This window comes from Nocardia puris, assembly GCF_036051655.1.
GTDB lineage: Bacteria > Actinomycetota > Actinomycetes > Mycobacteriales > Mycobacteriaceae > Nocardia > Nocardia puris.
The window spans coordinates 3,409,017-3,425,757 of the sequence record NZ_CP107943.1 but is presented as its reverse complement, the minus strand read 5'-3'; the positions used below and the strand labels follow the sequence as shown (position 1 = coordinate 3,425,757).

Below are 16,741 nucleotides of genomic sequence, written 5' to 3'. Positions count from 1 at the left end.
ATAGCTCGCACCGCGCGTTGGTGCCGGCCGACCCCTGCAAACAGGTGGACAATGAAAGACGCACCGGGCATCGCGGCCAGCTACACACTACCGGCAACCGAACTCCCCCCGGGAGTCAGGCGTTCGAGTAAGGGTACGGTAACCAACTGTGGGCAAGGTGAAGGCGAGCAAGGTTTCGAAGCTGAAACCGAAGAAGAAGTGCTGTCGGAAGAAGACGCGCTGCCTGAAATGCCCGGTTGTGATCATGCGGATGAAGAAGCAGGAAGCCGCCGGGGTGAAGGGCAAAGACCTGAAGAAGGCACTGAAGCAGGCCCGTGCGGCCTGACTTTCGCCGAACCCGGTGCACGCCCGGCAAACGGGGGTAGAACCGAGGTATGGCGCTCCTATCCGAATCCGACATCGCCGAGGGGCTGGCCACGGTCCCCGAATGGACGCGCGCGGGCGCGAGCATCAGCCGCACGGTCCAGGCACCCACCTTTCTCGCGGGCATCGATCTGGTGCGCGCCGTCGCCGCGGCGGCCGAGGCCGCCGATCACCATCCCGATATCGATATCCGCTGGCGCAAAGTGACTTTCACGCTGTCCACCCATTCCGCGGGCGGGCTCACGGCGCGTGATTTCGCCCTCGCGCGCGAGATAGATCAGCTGGCCGCGCGGCCGGACTGAACGGGCTCGGCCGGCTCCGCCGGGGACCGCCGCCGCAGCGTCACGCGGGGCGACCCGGCGGGTTCGGCGCGGCGCGGGCCCATCACGATCACCCAGACGAGGAACACCAGCACGCCCGCCACGTCGACCGCGCCGAGCCAGGCCAGCAGTCCCGGCCGCGAGATCTCCCAGATCGTCGGCTGGAAGAACGAGAGCACCCACGGCACGCCGATCAGCGTGGTCACCAACCAGTAGCCGGCCAGCAACCGCGCGCCCGGGGCGTCGCGCAGCGGTCCGTAGACCAGCCACAGCACGGTCGGCAGCAGCCACACCCAGTGGTGCGACCACGAGATCGGCGAGACCATCAGGCCGAACAGCTGCACCAGCAGCAGCGTGCCCAGCCGGTCGTCGGGGCCGAGCGCGCGCCAGGCGAACCACGCCAGCGCGGCCACCACCAGCACCGCGCCGATCCACACCGGGCCCGACTCCACGTCGTAGCCGAGGACGCGGCTGAGCGCCCCGCGCAGCGACTGATTCCACACCGAGCCGACCGGGCCGATGCGGTCGGCGTCGCCGAGCAGCGTGCCGAAGTAGCGGGTGGCCTCGTGATCGTTGATCAGGTAGCTCACGCCGACCGTCGCGCCGAACACCACCGCCGACCACACCGCGGTGCCCCAGCGCCGCCGCGCCACGAAGTACAGGCCGGTGATGGCCGGGGTGAGTTTGATGCCCGCGATGACGCCCACGAGTCCGCCCGCGATCCACCAGCGCGTGCTGCGCACCGCGAGCATCGCGCCGAGCACCAGGAACACGTTGACCTGTCCGTAGTCCATGGTGGTGCGCACCGGTTCCATCCACACGCCGACCGTCGTCCAGCCGACGGCCGCCACCCGCCACGGCGTCTCGCGCATCCGCTCGCGGCCGACGAGCAGTTCCAGCGCGATCCACACCACGCCGAACAGCGCCGCCACGATGGCCAGCAGCCATCCGATGGCTATCACCGTGAAGGGCAGGTAGTGCAGGGGGAAGAAGACCAGCGCCGCGAACGGCGGGTAGGTGAACGGCAGCGGGAAGTCCGGCGTCTTCTCCGCGTAGGTGAAGTCGTAGAGGCGATCGGTGAGCAGCGCCGCGGACCCGTCGACGTAGACGTGCAGATCGACCAGGTTCATCCCGTTGGGCGAGACCAGCATCCACAGCAACCGGGCCAGCACGGACACCCCGAGCAGCAGCACCGCCCAGCGCAGCAGGACGGCCGGACGGTGGTCCGACCGGGCGCGGTCTCGGTTCAAATCGCGGGCTTTCGCGTCGGGGAGGGCCGCGCCGCCGCGGCGACCCGCCGATGTCGGGGGTGTCGGCGCTGTGCCGAATGCTGGGACTAGATTAGCGGCAGCGCCCGATCGCCCCCGCGCAGGCATCGCATCACCGGTAACATTTGCATCAACTTTCACACCAGTAACAGCACGGCGCGCTACCTTCTGATAACACTGATCGTCCACCGCACTACGTGAGAACCGCGCCCGCTGTACAACTCGTGGGCGTTGTCCTTAGAGTGACCCACGAAACAATGGGTTTTCACCCCCCATTGCCCAGATGTACCCGAGGTAAGGACGGCTAGACCAGTGCTTCGCACCCGAGGATCGCGGATCGCCTTGACCGCACTCGCCCTGGCGGCGAGCGCTTCGCTCGCCATGCCGACCGCAGTAGCGGCACCGGCGCCCGCCCCCGCCGCGGTTCCCAGCGTTCCGATGGTGCCCGAGGGCGTCCCGGTGGACGCGATCGCCGCGCTCACCCCCGCCATCGTCGGCGCGATCGCCGGTCCGGCCGATATCGCCGAGGGCCCGCAGGCCGCGATCCTCGATCAAGCCCGCGCGCTGCTGGCCACCCTGAACCTGCCGCCGCAGATCAAGGCCACCCTGGAGCGGATCATCACGTTCCTCGACGGCAGTGGCGGCGGCGGTCCGGACATCCCACCGCAGGACGGCCCGGCCATCGCGCAGTTCCTGTACCCGACCATCGGCCGCGGCTGCATCAGCCCGACCGCCGACTCGGTGGGCACCGCACTCGCCGTGCCCGGCCCGGCCACCCTGCCGCCGCCCGGCCCCGCCGCGGGTCAGACCGGTTTCGTGTTCACCGCGCTGGGCACCAAAAAGCCCACGGCCGTGCAGAACCCGCCGATGACCGTGCAGTGGCTCAACCTCGACACCCGCCAGACGGGCGTCCAGGCGCTGACCGACGAGGCCAAGATCAACCCCGACGGCCCGGCCACCCTCTCGGCCATCGCGAACACCGGCTCCGGCCGCGTCGTTGCCGTCGTCGGCGGTTCGCTGACCACGCAGGCCGACGACGCCGAGCCGCGGACCTGCTCGTTCCTGCCGACGCTCGGGTTCTTCACCGTCGCCTGATCGCACCTCGGAGCCCGGTGGTCACCGCGACCGCCGGGCTTCGTCGTGTCCCGGCCCGACACGCTGCGCCCGAATCCCGGCGGATCGGCCACGACCCCCGAGGCGGTGTGGTAGACCGAGACCATGGCCACTGTCGCACGTCAGGTCCGGTCCGGCCGCTCCGTCCGGAGCAGGCATTCGCACCGATCGATCCTCTCGATCCGGTCGGAAGGCTCGATCCTGTCCATCGGCTCGGCCTACTCGATCCTGTCCATCGGCAGCGTGGGCTCGGTGCTGTCGATCGGCTCGGTGGGCTCGTTCGCCTCGGTGATCTCCTCGGGCTCGTTCGTCAGCCTGGGGTCGGCGCTGTCGGGGCTTTCGCGCTGGTCACTGCTGTCCTGGCTGGGCAACCACGACGCCCCCGACACCCGGCCGACGCTGCGCGTGGTGCCCGACGACGAGCCGGACCTGCGGGTCGACCCGGCCTGCCACTGCCAGACCTAGGGATTCACCACTGCCCGTATTCGGGCTTCAGGATGTTGTTGAGATCGATGCCGATGCCGTCGATGGCGCGCTTGTCGATCTCGAATTGGTGCAGGTGCGCGGCCGGGTGCACATAGCCCTTGGGCGTGCCCCAATTGTGCTGCCAGAACCAGGAACCCAGCCCGGCGGCGCGGGCCAGGTCGATGGTGGGGGTGTTGGCGTAGACGCCCACGTTCCGCTTGCCGAGCACCGCCTCCCAGCCCAGCAGATACGGCGCGATCATGGTCGCGAATTCGACGGCCGTCGGGTTGTCGTCGATGGAGGCGTAGATGGGCCGATCCTCCGGTCCGCCCGCGGCCAGATGCAATTCCAATCCGCGTTCGGCGTGCTTCTTACCGGCTTCCAATCCGCCGCGCCAATCGGCCGTCGGGCCCTTTCCGAATTGATAGCACGAGACAATTTTCAGGCCGGCTTCGTTGAGCGCTTCGACCTCGTTCGCGCGCAAGGGTTTACCCGCCATCCATTCCGCGCCGGGGCGCCGATCGGAGACATAGCGAATGACGCCGAGATGCCCGGCGTCGCGGATGGCGGTGGCCGACGGGACGCCGCCGGAATAGTCGATGAGGGTGCCGAGCGAGGCGGCCGAGGCCCGGCCGGCGGTCGCCGTGATGCCGACGGCGGCGGCCGCGGCGGTGTAGGCGAACAGCTTGCGCCGGGACAGATCTGAAGAACGCATCGCAGGACTCCTTCGCGCAACCCCCATCGGCTGGCAGCGTGCCCGGCGCACCTTCCCCAAGGCTCGTGCGCGCGCCGGGAGCCTCGAACGTGGACTCATTTCACCACAATCACAGGGGAACCGCCAGACCCATCGGGCACTCTCATCCCATTCGTCACACGGGTCACGGACGGGTCAGGCGAGGCCGTCCATCCGGGCCGCCACATCGATGGTCCGGCCGGAGCTGTCGGCGAGTTCGCCGCGCACCACCTCGGCCACCTGGGCCACCACTTGCTTGCGGATTCCGGCGATCGCGCCGAGCGTGGCGGCGCGCATGCCGTGTGCTTTGTACTCGAGTGTCAGATCCGCCGGATCGGGCGGCACGACGTCGATGACGATGAGCAGCGGATCGGCCGCCCGCGCCGTCAGCCGCAACGGGATGTCGACCTCCGCGCGGTACTTGTTGGCCTTGAACACCTGCACCGTGATGTCCAGGCCCACCGGCAGTGTCAGGTCGAAGCCGACGTGTTCGACCGCGTCGCGGTCGACCAGCACCGGCCGCTCGATCGCGCCCTGCACCGTGACGGTGGCCCGGTTCTTCGGCCCGGTGCGCAGCGGCCCCACCTCGATGGGACGGCCGGTCATCTTCTCCAGCACGTCGAACACGCGGTCGCGGGTGACGATGCGCTCGAAGAACCGGTGGCCGAACTCGCCATAGTCGATCCAGGTGAACTCCGCCCGCTCGCGGTGGGTGGATTCGACGCCGTCGATGATGGCCTCCACGTCGAACACGCGCCCGCTGCGGACCTGCGGTTCGGCCAGGATCGCGTTCACCCGGTTGGCCACCTCGCGCTGGACCATCCCCGCGATCGGCTCGAGCAGCCACTCCCAGGCCGCCTCCACGGCCTGGGCGCGCAGCACGAAACTCACGTCGCGGGTGGTCAGCGGCGGGATGTCGATGACGATCAGCAGCGGGTCGGCGGTGCGCGCGTGCAGGGTCAGATCGATCTCGACCACAGCGGCCAGGCGCAGTTTGCGCCCGCCGAGCAGCACTTTCACCGCGAGCGTGAGCGGGACCGTGACCTGGAAGACGACGTGCGGATCGTGGCGCAGCACCTTCGGCTCGCCCACCTTGCCCTCGGCCACGAATCCCGCGAGCCCGGCGGGGCCCAGGTTGAACGGCCCGATCGTCATCCCGCGCCCGGCCATGCCCGACACCGCGGCCACGATGCGCTCCTCGGTCACCGCGTGGGTGACGAAGCGTTCGCCGAACTCGGCGTAGTCGATCCAGCGCGGATCGTTCGTCGTTTCTCCGGTCGGCTGCATCAGAGTTCCGAAACCCTCACCTTTCAACGGACACCCGACACGGTACGCGACGAGATCGACGGCTCGGTGGCAGCGGCGGGGCCCTGTCCTGCTGATGAGGGGGTAGCAGGACAGGGCCCATACGGCAGCGCTGCCGGGCGCCACCACCCTCCATAGTACGACCGGCGCGACGTCCCGAGGAGGGCTCGCGGACCGGAATTCCGGCTGAAAGACCAGGGTTTCGGCGCTCAGAACCGGCCGATGCCGACCACGTCGCGCACCTGCGACAGCGTGAACCGGTGCAGGCGCACCTCGCCGAACTCGTTGCCGCCGATGGTGGTGACCTCACCCCCGGACGCCGCGAGCACGATATTGGTGTGCTGGGTGAACTGACTGTCCGGCCCGTAGAGCAGCACGTCACCGGTGCGCGGCTGGTAGTCGGCCCCGATCGGGACGAATCTGCCCTGGGCCTGGTAGTACTCCTGGAGCGTGTAGACGCCCGGGATGCGCCACGACCCCGAATGCGGGTTGGCCAGCGGGCGCCCCGCCTCGCGCATCACCCAGCTCACGAAATCGGCGCACCACGGTTCCTCCACGCCCTCGGCGTATTCGGTGCCCGCGCCGGGATCGGCGTACTCGCGTTCCAGCACCTCGACCAGCGCGGATTGCGACGAGTCCAGCGCGGACCGGTCGAGCGCCGGAAACGACGACGGGCTCTCCCCCACCACCGCCGGACGGTCGGACCCGATCAGCCACCAGCCGACGGCCACCGCGACCACCCCGGCCACGACGGCGAGCGCCAGCGCGGACCACAGCCCCGCGCGCATTCGTGTGGACATCCCGCTCCCCCGTTCTGCCTGGCGGGTCCGCGTGCGACCCACTCGAAGACTAGGACGAACGGGCGGGCCGATCGGTTCCCGCCCGGCGAGATCAGGTGTCCTTCTTGCCCATCGGGATGCACGCGGTGAGCACGATGGCCACGATCGACGCCGCCACCGCGATGTAGAAGGTGGTGTGGAACCCGTCGCGCGAGGGCAGCACGTGCGCGCCGAGCGAGACGGTCATGTGGGCGAGCACCACGCTCATCACGGCGGCCGAGGTGGAGGTGCCGATGGAGCGCATGAGCGAGTTGAGCCCGTTGGCGGCGGCGGTCTCGGTGATCGGCACCGCGCCCATGATCAGGGCGGGCATGGCGGCGAAGGCCAGGCCGACGCCGCCCGCGACGATCACGCCGGCCAGCACGATCTCCCAGACGCTGTTCATCAGCAGCACCGCGCACAGATAGCCGACGCCGATCACCGCCGCGCCGAGCATGAGCGTGACCTTCGGCCCGCGCGCCGCCGACAACCGCGCCGACACCGGGGAGAGCAGCATCATCACCACGCCGCCCGGGGCCAGCGCGAGGCCGGCCTGCACCATCGACAACCCGAACCCGTACCCGGTCTCCTCCGGAGCCATCAGCAACTGCGGGAACGTCAGCGACATGCCATAGAGCGAGAAGCCGACCGCGATCGACGCGAGATTGGTGAACAGCACCCGGGGGCGCGCCGACACCCGCAGGTCGACAAGTGGTGCCGCCCTGCGCAATTCGTAGTAGCCCCAGCCGAGGAACACCACCACCGACACCGTGAACAGCGTCAGAATCGAGGCGCTGGACCAACCCCAGTCCACGCCTTTGGTGATGCCGACCAGCAGCGCGAGCAGCGCTATGGACAACCCGATCGCGCCGAAGAAGTCGAAACGCGCGGGCGTGCGCACCGGCGACTCCGGCACGAACGCGAACACCAGCGCCGCGCACAGCACACCCATGCCCGCGGCCGCCCAGAACAGCACGTGCCAGTCGGCGTTCTGCGCGATCAGCGCGGCCACCGGCAGGCCGATCGCGCCGCCGACGCCCAGCGTCGCGCTCATGATCGCCATCGCCGAACCGACGCGCTCGGGCGGCAATTCGTCGCGCATGATGCTGATGCCGAGCGGGATCGCCCCGACCGCCGCGCCCTGCAACGCGCGCCCCGCGACGGCGGGCGCCAGCGCGGAGAAGCTCGCGCAGATCACCGAGCCCGTGATCAGGAAGAGCAGGTTGATCAGCAGCACGCGCCGCTTGCCGTACATATCGCCGAGCCGGCCGCTGATCGGGGTGAACACCGCGCCCGCCAGCAGCGTCGCGGTGATCACCCAGGACGCGTTGGCCGCCGAGGTGTCGAGCAGGGACGGCAGCACCGGGATGATCGGGATGACCAGCGTCTGCATCAGCGAGACGACGACACCGACGGTGCCGAGCGTGGCGATCAGCAGTCCGGGCGACGGGCGGCGTGTGGGCGTCGCCCCGGTGGCCGTGGCGGCCGCGTCGGCTGCGAGAGACATGAATGTGTACGGTACACATCATGTGTATGGGCCACAATTTGGTGCGCGCGTGACGGGCGCGACATAGTGGACGCCATGTCCGACCGGGACCCCACCGCGCTGGCGCGCCTCGCCTTCGAGCTGACGCTGTTCTCGCGCCATTTCCCCGCCTCCGTCCTGCGCCGCCCCGGCTTCCGGCTGGACCGTTCGGCGTTCCTGATCCTCACCCGGCTCGAGATCGACAGCCCGCTCAGCCTGCGCGAACTCGCCGACGCCTTCCGCCTGGACATCTCCACCATCAACCGCCAGGTCGGCGCGATGCTCAAACAGGGCCTGGTGGAACGGGTTTCCGATCCCGACGGCGGTATCGCGCGCAAGCTGCGCGCCAGCGCGGAAGGGCTGGCGCAGCTCGCCGCGGACCGCGCGCTCAGCCGGACGAACATCGGCACCGTGGTCTCGGACTGGAGCGATGACGACATCGCCCAGCTCAGCGGGCTCATCGCCCGGTTCAACGGGTCGATCGAACAGCTCGAGGAGAATCCCTGGCCGCGCCCGCCCGACGCGCGCTGAGCCGGATTCCGCCGAAATCGCCGCGCCGCCGGCGGATCCCACTAGGCTCCCCACGGTGGCAACACATCGCCGGTCCCGCCTGGCGTGGGACAACTTCCTGGTCGGCGTCATCGGCCTGGTCTTCGCCGTCGCCTTCGGCACGGCCGCCGCGATTCTCGCCGAGGCGGGCCACTATCCCGCCGCGATAGCGCTGGCCGTGGCCGCGGTGCTGTTCGCGCTGCCCGCGACCGTGCAAGCCCTCGGCGAACTGCTCACCGGGGTGCTGATGGTCGGGATGCTGCTCGGCTCCGTGGTGTTGCTGCCCGCGCTGCTGGTCAGTCCGTCGTTGCGCCGGTGGGCGAAGCGGTACTGGGCGCGCGCGACGGCCTGACGACCACACCATCCACCACATCGACCTCGGCCGTCAGGTACGTCTGCACGGTCGGCGCGATCCACTCCACGACCTGCTGCCGATCCATCCCCGCCAGCGGCGGGAACGCGAGCACGTACCGGCACAGCGCCATCCCCAGGATCTGAGACGCCGCCAGTCCCGCGCGGATCGGCGCCGAGCGCGGGTCCGGGTCCAGCTTCGTCACGACGGGTGCGAGCTGCGCGGCGAAGATCGTGCGCATGCGCTCGGCGACCGACTCGTCGACCACGCCGGCGCGCAACAGGATGATCAGCGCCTCGTCGCGCTCCCACCGCTCCACGAAGTGGCGGGCGACGGTCTCGCCGAGACGCTCGCGCGGCACATCCGATAGATCGGGCAGCTCTAGGTCGAAGTCCACGGCCGCCGCGAACAGCCCCTCCTTGTTGCCGAAGTAGCGCATCACCATCGCGGGATCGATCGCCGCGTCCTTGGCGATGGCACGGATGGTTGCCCGGTCGTACCCGTCGGCCGCGAACCGTTCGCGTGCCGCCGCCAGGATGACCGCCTTCGTCTCTTCCGCTGATCGCCTCATGTCAACGAGTGTAGGCCAACAACTGTTGACATAGCCAGCGGCGCGGGTCTACCGTAAGTCAACAGATGTTGGCCAACGATTGTTGACAAAGGAGTGGTCATGATTCCCACCACCACGGAGGTACTGATCGTCGGGGCGGGCCCGGTCGGACTCGCCGCCGCACTCGCACTCGTCCAGCGCGGCCACGACGTCACGATCGTGGACAACCAGGCCGAGGGCGCGAACACCTCGCGCGCGGCCGTGATCCACCCGCACACCCTCGAACTGCTCGAGCCCTACGGGGTCACGCCCGCACTGGTCGCGCGGGGCGTACACATCCCCACCTTCACCATTCGCGACCGCGACCGCGTGCTGGTCGAGGTGCCGTTCGACAACCTGCCGACCGCCTACCCCTACACGCTGATGATCTCCCAGGCCGACACCGAGGCGTTCCTGCTGGCGCGGCTGGAAGAGTTGGGCGGCAAGGTGATTCGACCGGCGACCGTCACCGCGGTCACGCAGGACGCCACCTCGGTGACCGCCACCTTCCAGGACGGGCACCAGGTCACGGCGCGCTACCTCATCGGCGCGGACGGCATGCACAGCACCGTCCGGGAGCAGGCCGGGATCGAGTTCACCGGCGGCACCTACGCCGATTCGTTCGTACTGGCCGACGTCCGGCTCTCCGGCGGCGTGCCGGCCGACGAGGTGATCCTCTACTTCTCACCGGCCGGGCTGGTGGTGCTGGCGGCGTTGCCGGACAACATGTTCCGCGTCGTTGCCACCGTCGAGGACGCGCCGCGCGAACCCGGCGCCGCGTTCGTCCAGCGGCTGCTGGACCAGCGCGGGCCGGAAGCGAATCCCGTGGTGGTCGAGGAGGTCGTCTGGAGTTCGCGGTTCCGCGTGCACCACCGCGTGGCCGCATCGTTCCGCGCCGGACGCGTCCTGCTGGCGGGCGACGCCGCGCACGTGCACTCCCCCGCGGGCGGCCAGGGCATGAACCTCGGCATCGAGGACGCGATAACCCTCGGCGACAACCTCTCTCGGGTGCTCGGCGGCGCGGACGACCAGCTGCTCGACGCGCACGCCACCGCCCGTCGCGCCGTCGCCGAACAGGTGGTCGGGTTGGCGAGCAGGCTCACGAAGCTCGCGACCGCGTCGGCGGGCAAGCGGCCCGCGCGCAACCTCCTCGTGAGCCTGGCCGGGCGGCTGCCCGTATTCCGGCGCAAGCTCGCTCGCCAACTGTCCGGCCTCGAGCGCCGCTGACATCCCCGCGGAGAAAGGCAACATCATGCGAATCATCAACGACCACCTGGCCGTTCCGGCCCGCCTCGGCGAATCCGACGACAACGGCTATCTGCTGCTCGCCGCCGAGGTCGGCGGCTGGCTCGGACTTTTTCCGCTGCCGAGCAAGACGCGCGCGCGGCTGGTCGACCGGGTCGCCGAACTCGCCGAGAAGCTGGACGCCCGCGCGGATGTGGTGCAGGCGGTCGCGTTCCGCGCGATCTTCCGCACGCCCGGCGAAGGCAGCGAACTGCTGCGCCGCCACGGCGTGCGGCCCGCCCGCTACGACGTGGCGGTGCTGATCAGGACCAAGACCGTCGAGGCGATCGACGATGTGCGCGCCGACAACGACTTCCGCGCCCTACGGGCCGCGCTGGCGGAGTCCGAGCGGGTGCACGAGGTCGCGAGCCGCAATATCGCACGGATCGCCGAGGTCGCGGTGGACGATCGGAAACCGTTTCTGTTCAACTACTTCCATGCCACCGATACCGAAACACTGATCGACGTCTGGCGATACACGGCCGGCTGGTTCCAGGAGAAGACGCATCTCCCGGATTCGACGCTCCTGCGGCCGATTCCCGGCGAACCCGGGGACTACGGCATCGTGAACTTCGCCAGCTGGCCCAACGTCCGGACGTTCCTGCCCAAGCTGGTCTTCCACCCGCAGTTCCGCCGGTTCGTGCTGGCCAACTTCGCCGCGAACGGCATTGCGGCGCAGCCGATCATCTACCGGCACGTCCCGGCGCGCTAGCCGCGCCCCTTCGGACGCACGCGCAGATGGGCACGCTCCCCCTGTTTGCCGAACAGGCTCAGGATCTCCGCCGGCTGATCACCGGCGGAGCCGAACCAGTGCGGGACGTGGGTGTCGAACTCGGCGGCCTCGCCGGGGCTCATCACGAAATCGTGCTCCCCGAGGAGCACGCGGAGCCGGCCGTCGAGTACGTACATCCACTCGTAGCCCTCGTGCGTCTGCAACCGGGGCGCGCGGCCCGGATCGGCGGGCGGGAGGATGATCTTGAACGCCTGCACGCCACCGGCCCTGCGCGAGAGCGGCACCATGGTCAGGCCGTTGCTGGTGACCGGCCGCATGTGCACGCGCGGGTCGCCGGTGGGCGGTGCGTCCACCAGTTCGTCCAGCGTCACGCCGTAGGCTCTGGCCAGCGGGAACAGCAGTTCCAGGGTCGGTTTGCGCGCGCCGGACTCCAGCCGGGAGAGCGTGCTCACCGAGATGCCGGTGGTGTCCGACAGCTCGGCCAACGTGGTGCCGCGGGCGCGGCGCAGGTCGCGCAGCCGGGGGCCGACCGCGCCGAGGGCATGATCGAGATCAGTGTCCACCCCTCCAGTTTGCCACGTCGGCAAATTACTTTGCCACGCCGCTGGGAGCCGACGCATAGTCGGACGCGGAGGTGGTCCAGTTGACCGAAAAGCTGAACAGCAGCTACGAAGTGGTGGTCGTCGGTGGTGGCCCGGCCGGGTTGAACGGCGCGCTGATGCTCGCGCGATCGCGCCGCTCGGTGGTGGTGATCGACGCGGGTGCGCCGCGCAACGCACCGGCCGACCGGGTGCACGGCCTGCTCGGCCGCGAGAACACCCCGCCCGGTGAGCTGCTGGCGCGCGGGCGCGAGGAGGTGCGCTCCTACGGCGGGCAGGTGGTGTCCGGCGAGGTGGTCGACGCGCGGCCCGACGGGGACGGGTTCGTCGTCACCCTCGCGGACGGGCGCACGACCCGGGCCCGCCGGCTGCTCGTCACCACGGGCCTGGTCGACGAACTACCCGACATCACCGGCCTGCGCGAACGGTGGGGCCGCGATGTTCTGCACTGCCCGTACTGCCACGGATGGGAGGTGCGCGACCGCGCGATCGGCGTGCTCGGCACCGGGCCGATGTCGGTGCACCAAGTGCTGATGTTCCGCCAGTTGAGCCCCGAGGTCACCTTCTTCCGCAACGGACTCGAGATCTCCTCCGAGGACGAAATCCGTTTGCGGGCAAGGGATATCACCGTCGTGAACCGCGAGGTGACCGGCCTCGACGTCGCGGACGACCACCTCACCGGCGTCCGCCTCGCCGACGGCACCTCCGTCGCCCTCGACGCCCTCGCCGTCGGCACCCGCATGGTCGCGCGCAGCGGCCTCCTCGACCGCCTCGGCCTGCGCCCCGAACAACACCCGATGGGCGAGTTCTACCCGTCCGAGCCGACGGGCCGCACCTCGGTACCGGGCGTCTGGCTGGCGGGCAACGTCACCGACCTGTCCGCCTTCGTCGGCGGCGCCGCCTCCGCGGGCGCCTTCACCGGCGCCCAGATCAACGCCGACCTCATCGCCGAAGAGACGGAGAGGACGGTCGCACGTTATCGGGCGGAGGAGTTGACGCCGGCAACAGATTAGTGAAACGTGCGCTGATCCCCTTGTGCACGAGCCGATCTCGCCGGCGACGGTGACGGCGAGATCCGGCGCACACCTCATGGCGCCTCATCGGCCAGGAGGGTCGGGGTCGCTCAGACCTCGAGGTCTTCTTCGATGCCCTTGAGGCGGTGGCGGGCCAGGGCGAGGTTGGCGCGGCCGCGGTCGAGGGCCAGGTAGAGGAACAGGCCCTTGGATTTGCGGCCGGTCATGGGGCGGATGATGTGGTACTGGCCGGAGAGCGTGATGAGGATGTCCTCGATGGCATCGTTGAGCCCGAGCTGTTCCATGGTGCGCAGCTTCGCGCGCACCACTTCGGTGTTGCCGGCTCCCGCGACCTGCAGGTCGAGTCCCTTGGAGCTGCCGAGCATCCCCAGCGACATCCCGCTGGTGTAGTCGACCACGGCGGCGCCTATCGCGCCGTCGATCACCATCATGTCCTTCAGGGCGACATCCATTGCGGACATATCATTCCTTTCCATCGGTGTTCGAAACTTGTTGTCTTCGTTGGTCTTTCGTGCGAGCCGCCAGATGCTCGCCGATCGCGCGGGCGGCTGGACGCGATTCCAGGTGCAGGCGGCCGACATTCACGCCCGGCCCGGCCAGCACGGTGAGCGCGGCCGCCCACCCGGCCGCGTAGATCACGACGTTGCCCGCGGACCCGTTCACCACCACCTCGTCGAAACCACCGCCGTGCGCGGTGGTCGCGACCCGATGCGAGAGCGACAACTGCGAGGCCGTGAGTGCGGCCATCCCGTTGGGTTCGATGTGCGGCGGCAGATCGTGCGCGATGAGCAGGCCGTCGGTCGAGGCCACCAGCGTGCCGGTCAGTTCGGGCACGCGATCGCCGAGTGCTTTGAGTTCGGCCAGCACGATCGCGCTCGGTTCGGGTCCGGTCGTCGGCATCTTGGTCAGCCTTCCTATCAGTTCACCGAATCGCTTCCTGCGCACCGCTATGTCAACTCCCGCAACGCGACTCGGAGCCGGACGAGCAGGTCTCGGTCGACCGGCTGCCACCGGTCCGCGGCCGGCACCGGCACACTCGCCTGCGCGCGGCGACGCAGCGGCAGCGCCGGAGATCCGGCCTGCGGGGGCGAATGACGCACGAGGCCAACGGAATCGGAGAACTCGGCCGATTCCACCCGAGCATGCCGCGGACCACGGCGGGCAACGCCGTCGCTGCCACGCGAAACCGCCTCGGCGGGAACAGCTTCCGGCGGCGCGATGAGACCGGCTTCGGTGAGGTCGCGCACCGCCACCAGGCATCCGTACGTCGTGCGGCCCAGTTCCCTGGCGATCCCGGCGATGCTGCGGCGCGCGTCGGCGGCGGCCAGCACTTCGGCCTGCCCACCGGTGAGCGTCACCCGCTCCTGCGGCACCCGTCGCGCGGGGACGACCGGCACGCGGTCGACCAGGTCCGCCAACCAGGGCCCGGAGTCCCCCCGCCGCACGCATTCGCGGACCAAGGCGCGCGGACGCACCCGGCACACCCCGGACAACCAATGCGGAGCCGTCGGCCGGAATTCGGGAGCGGCGTCGGAGGTCAGCACGAAATAGGCCGCGTCGTACACCGAGAGCACCGCCAGCGTTTCCAGCTTCGGCTTTTTCAGCAGCGGCGCGGCATCCCCAGATCCGGCGCGCCGCCAATCCTCGGTGGTCACCACCCCCGCTTCGACGGCGAGCCGCTCCAACCCGGTCGTGCGCGGGCAATCCACCGAGGTGATCGCGCCGTCCGAGAAATGGAAGACACCGTCGCCCGCACGCAGTACGCCGGTGCTGCCCTCCTCCTCGAGGCGACACAGTTCGCCGGCCAGATCAACGCTCATCGATGCCTCCGGCGAACTCTTCGAGAATTCCCCGCAGCCGGAATCTCGCCAGCGCGAGATTCCCGGTGTCTCCGTCGAAGACGACGTGCACGAACAGCCTGCCCTCGAAGTCGCCGTCGACCAGATTCACCAGGTGGAATCCGTGATCGCCGCTGACGACGATCTCGGTGACATCGTCGCCGTGATGGCCGTTCGCGAAAGCGGGACAAGCCAAGACGGCCCGGACGACGTCGGTCGTGGCGGCCGCGTCCTCGTGCTGGTCGGTGGGGCCGGGCAGGCCGGCCGAGGCGATCGCCAACCCGCTCGCACTGTCCGCCAAGGTCGCCCCCCGGGCTCCGGGAATCTCCATGATCCGATCCAGACAACCCTCGATACCGATCACCGCATCACCATTCGCCTACCTGCCTGCCATTGGCACGAGACGCTACAGGCAACCCCTCGGGAAATCGCGGGCTACTGCCGAATTTTTCGGAAAATAGGGGAAAGAATACCTTCCGGTATTTCATACCGGAAGGTATAAGATACCCCCCGGTAGCCCGTGTTCCGATAATAAACCGTACGGAACTCTATACCTCCTGGTCGCTTACCGATCGGTATTCGGTTCGGTTCGGAAACCATTCGGGTGCGGGACATTTCGATGTCCGAACTCCACGGTTGGCAAAATCGCAGCGTCCTGGACTGCGCGGGATTCATGCCGACCGGTCGGCAATGTTCTGGCTTCTTCCGGGCCGCGATCTTTCGAGTCGACATCCCGGATGGATATCGCAGAGTGCGCGATTCAAGTAGGTGAGCTCCGTTGCGAGTCCCGCTGTGGGCCACCGTCTCGAGCAGGTCGGCCATCGGCACTCGCCGCGTTCCCGTCGAGACCGCTGAACCGGGGGCTCGGGTCCGCGCCGGGTGCGCCGATCTCGGCAACGGTGCGCCGGCCCCTTCGACCGCACCGGACGCGCCGTCGCCGTCCACCTGCGCCGCCTGCACCCGGCTGCGGATCAAGGTCTCACCCACGCAGAGCCCCATGAACGCCGACGGGATTACCGCACACGCACACCACCGCACGCATATGACCACCCCGCCACACGCGCGTGCCCACCGGACGCCCAGGATCGCCAGGCGAGCACTGGCTTGCCGAGATCAGCTCAGCACCAATAGCTCTCGCAACTGCGCCGCCCCCTCCAGCAACGCCTCGGAGCGCGCGAGGATGCTCGCATCCCGAGCGGCCAGACCTTCCGCGACCTCCTCCCACCGCCGCGCACCGCGCAACCGCGGCATCAGCTGACGCAACGGTTCGATCCCATACCCGGCCAGGCGGAGTTGATGCACGATCCGCGCGTCCCGCACAGCGGCGGGCGGGTACTTCCGCGCTGCGCCCACCGAATCACGTTCGGGAACAACGAGTTCCATAGCATCCCAGTGCCGCAACGTCGACGTGCGCACACCGAGCGCTTCCGCCAGCTCGGCGATGCTCATCTCATCCGCGGCGACCGGTTCCACGATCGGCTCGTCTGCGATGAAACGCACTGCCGCCCGCGCGGATTCGAGATCCCGCCGTTCCGCGTGCAACCGCGCGTGCACCTCGTCGAGCAGAGCGAACATGCGGGGCGGTGACTCGTGCGCGGCCCGCATGATCCGCTTCGCCTCCACCGGCCCCGCACCACGCGCCAACGCCCGATACGCGCGCGCCGCCACCACGTGCGGACGTCCGTACACCCGGTATCCACTCGCTGTGCGCGCGGCAGCCGGCAGCACACCTTGCCCCTCCAGATTCCGGATCTGCTGCACCGAGAACCCGGCGGCCCGCGCCACGTCCGCCGTCCGCAATGCACCCGATTGGAGACTTTCCACAGATCCACCTCCAGAAACCGGCCAGAAGT

At 69.3% G+C, this 16,741-nt stretch carries 21 protein-coding genes; 9 read left to right on the top strand and 12 right to left on the bottom strand.

Features of this window, described 5'->3' with window-relative positions; translation table 11 throughout:
• Positions 1 to 148: 148 nt before the first annotated feature.
• Positions 149 to 325: a hypothetical protein gene (locus tag OHB21_RS15670; protein ID WP_170160738.1), complete on the top strand. Its 177-nt coding sequence runs from the start codon at positions 149 to 151 to the stop codon at positions 323 to 325.
• A gap of 49 nt (positions 326 to 374) precedes the next feature.
• The gene (locus OHB21_RS15665; protein ID WP_067508403.1) at positions 375 to 665 is read left to right on the top strand and encodes a 4a-hydroxytetrahydrobiopterin dehydratase; all 291 of its coding nucleotides are present in this window, start codon (positions 375 to 377) and stop codon (positions 663 to 665) included.
• Here OHB21_RS15665 and OHB21_RS15660 read toward each other — a convergent pair.
• Positions 641 to 1,933: a mannosyltransferase gene (locus tag OHB21_RS15660; RefSeq protein ID WP_228789040.1), complete on the bottom strand. Its 1,293-nt coding sequence runs from the start codon at positions 1,931 to 1,933 to the stop codon at positions 641 to 643. The genes OHB21_RS15665 and OHB21_RS15660 overlap by 25 nt on opposite strands.
• Positions 1,934 to 2,263: 330 nt before the next feature.
• Here OHB21_RS15660 and OHB21_RS15655 point away from each other — a divergent pair, with 330 nt between their 5' ends.
• Both OHB21_RS15655 and OHB21_RS15650 read left to right on the top strand, forming a co-directional pair.
• Positions 2,264 to 3,046, top strand: coding sequence for an Rv1157c family protein (locus OHB21_RS15655; protein WP_067508401.1), 783 nt, complete (start codon positions 2,264 to 2,266; stop codon positions 3,044 to 3,046).
• A 123-nt stretch (positions 3,047 to 3,169) separates the two neighbouring features.
• Positions 3,170 to 3,529 carry a hypothetical protein gene (locus tag OHB21_RS15650; RefSeq protein ID WP_067508399.1) on the top strand — a complete coding sequence of 120 codons (360 nt, stop codon included), beginning with the start codon at positions 3,170 to 3,172 and terminating at the stop codon, positions 3,527 to 3,529.
• Between the two features lie 4 nt (positions 3,530 to 3,533).
• Here OHB21_RS15650 and OHB21_RS15645 read toward each other — a convergent pair whose 3' ends face one another.
• From OHB21_RS15645 to OHB21_RS15630, 4 genes are all read right to left on the bottom strand, one after another.
• Positions 3,534 to 4,244, bottom strand: coding sequence for a DUF1906 domain-containing protein (locus OHB21_RS15645; RefSeq protein ID WP_067508397.1), 711 nt, complete (start codon positions 4,242 to 4,244; stop codon positions 3,534 to 3,536).
• 174 nt (positions 4,245 to 4,418) lie between these two features.
• A complete protein-coding gene (locus tag OHB21_RS15640) occupies positions 4,419 to 5,549 on the bottom strand; it encodes a hypothetical protein (RefSeq protein WP_195124776.1) in 1,131 nt (376 codons plus the stop codon).
• A gap of 227 nt (positions 5,550 to 5,776) precedes the next feature.
• On the bottom strand, positions 5,777 to 6,367 hold the full coding sequence (locus OHB21_RS15635; protein ID WP_067508395.1) for a CHAP domain-containing protein: 591 nt from the start codon (positions 6,365 to 6,367) through the stop codon (positions 5,777 to 5,779).
• A 91-nt stretch (positions 6,368 to 6,458) separates the two neighbouring features.
• Positions 6,459 to 7,892 (bottom strand): MFS transporter, encoded by a 1,434-nt coding sequence (locus OHB21_RS15630; protein ID WP_067508394.1) that lies wholly within the window; start codon positions 7,890 to 7,892, stop codon positions 6,459 to 6,461.
• A gap of 75 nt (positions 7,893 to 7,967) precedes the next feature.
• On the opposite strand from OHB21_RS15630, the gene OHB21_RS15625 reads away from it, so the two are divergent.
• Together OHB21_RS15625 and OHB21_RS15620 are read left to right on the top strand one after the other, a co-directional pair.
• A complete protein-coding gene (locus tag OHB21_RS15625) occupies positions 7,968 to 8,441 on the top strand; it encodes a MarR family winged helix-turn-helix transcriptional regulator (RefSeq protein WP_067508494.1) in 474 nt (157 codons plus the stop codon).
• 55 nt (positions 8,442 to 8,496) lie between these two features.
• Entirely contained in the window at positions 8,497 to 8,811 is a 315-nt protein-coding gene (locus tag OHB21_RS15620) for a hypothetical protein (protein WP_067508392.1), read from the top strand.
• Here the strand turns inward: OHB21_RS15620 and OHB21_RS15615 are convergent.
• Complete coding sequence (locus OHB21_RS15615) at positions 8,756 to 9,382, bottom strand: TetR/AcrR family transcriptional regulator (protein WP_084537542.1); 627 nt, start codon at positions 9,380 to 9,382, stop codon at positions 8,756 to 8,758. The two genes, OHB21_RS15620 and OHB21_RS15615, sit on opposite strands and share 56 nt — an antisense overlap.
• Positions 9,383 to 9,481: 99 nt before the next feature.
• Between OHB21_RS15615 and OHB21_RS15610 the strand changes: the two genes are divergently transcribed.
• Together OHB21_RS15610 and OHB21_RS15605 are read left to right on the top strand one after the other, a co-directional pair.
• Positions 9,482 to 10,627: an FAD-dependent oxidoreductase gene (locus tag OHB21_RS15610; protein WP_195124775.1), complete on the top strand. Its 1,146-nt coding sequence runs from the start codon at positions 9,482 to 9,484 to the stop codon at positions 10,625 to 10,627.
• 25 nt (positions 10,628 to 10,652) lie between these two features.
• Positions 10,653 to 11,396, top strand: a complete 744-nt coding sequence (locus tag OHB21_RS15605) for a hypothetical protein (RefSeq protein WP_067508390.1) — start codon at positions 10,653 to 10,655, stop codon at positions 11,394 to 11,396.
• Here the strand turns inward: OHB21_RS15605 and OHB21_RS15600 are convergent.
• Positions 11,393 to 11,980, bottom strand: a complete 588-nt coding sequence (locus tag OHB21_RS15600; protein ID WP_067508388.1) for a helix-turn-helix domain-containing protein — start codon at positions 11,978 to 11,980, stop codon at positions 11,393 to 11,395. The genes OHB21_RS15605 and OHB21_RS15600 overlap by 4 nt on opposite strands.
• Positions 11,981 to 12,060: 80 nt before the next feature.
• Here OHB21_RS15600 and OHB21_RS15595 point away from each other — a divergent pair, with 80 nt between their 5' ends.
• Positions 12,061 to 13,029 (top strand): NAD(P)/FAD-dependent oxidoreductase, encoded by a 969-nt coding sequence (locus OHB21_RS15595; RefSeq protein ID WP_195124774.1) that lies wholly within the window; start codon positions 12,061 to 12,063, stop codon positions 13,027 to 13,029.
• 110 nt (positions 13,030 to 13,139) lie between these two features.
• Here the strand turns inward: OHB21_RS15595 and OHB21_RS15590 are convergent, their stop codons facing one another.
• From OHB21_RS15590 to OHB21_RS15570, 5 genes are all read right to left on the bottom strand, one after another.
• A complete protein-coding gene (locus OHB21_RS15590) occupies positions 13,140 to 13,511 on the bottom strand; it encodes a hypothetical protein (protein WP_067508386.1) in 372 nt (123 codons plus the stop codon).
• Position 13,512: 1 nt separating this feature from the next.
• A complete protein-coding gene (locus OHB21_RS15585; RefSeq protein WP_067508485.1) occupies positions 13,513 to 13,950 on the bottom strand; it encodes a roadblock/LC7 domain-containing protein in 438 nt (145 codons plus the stop codon).
• A gap of 47 nt (positions 13,951 to 13,997) precedes the next feature.
• Positions 13,998 to 14,870: a hypothetical protein gene (locus OHB21_RS15580; protein ID WP_195124773.1), complete on the bottom strand. Its 873-nt coding sequence runs from the start codon at positions 14,868 to 14,870 to the stop codon at positions 13,998 to 14,000.
• Positions 14,860 to 15,219 (bottom strand): roadblock/LC7 domain-containing protein, encoded by a 360-nt coding sequence (locus OHB21_RS15575; protein ID WP_084537546.1) that lies wholly within the window; start codon positions 15,217 to 15,219, stop codon positions 14,860 to 14,862. The genes OHB21_RS15580 and OHB21_RS15575 overlap by 11 nt, the downstream gene beginning before the upstream one ends.
• A 782-nt stretch (positions 15,220 to 16,001) precedes the next feature.
• Entirely contained in the window at positions 16,002 to 16,712 is a 711-nt protein-coding gene (locus OHB21_RS15570) for a MerR family transcriptional regulator (protein ID WP_195124772.1), read from the bottom strand.
• Positions 16,713 to 16,741: the final 29 nt, after the last annotated feature.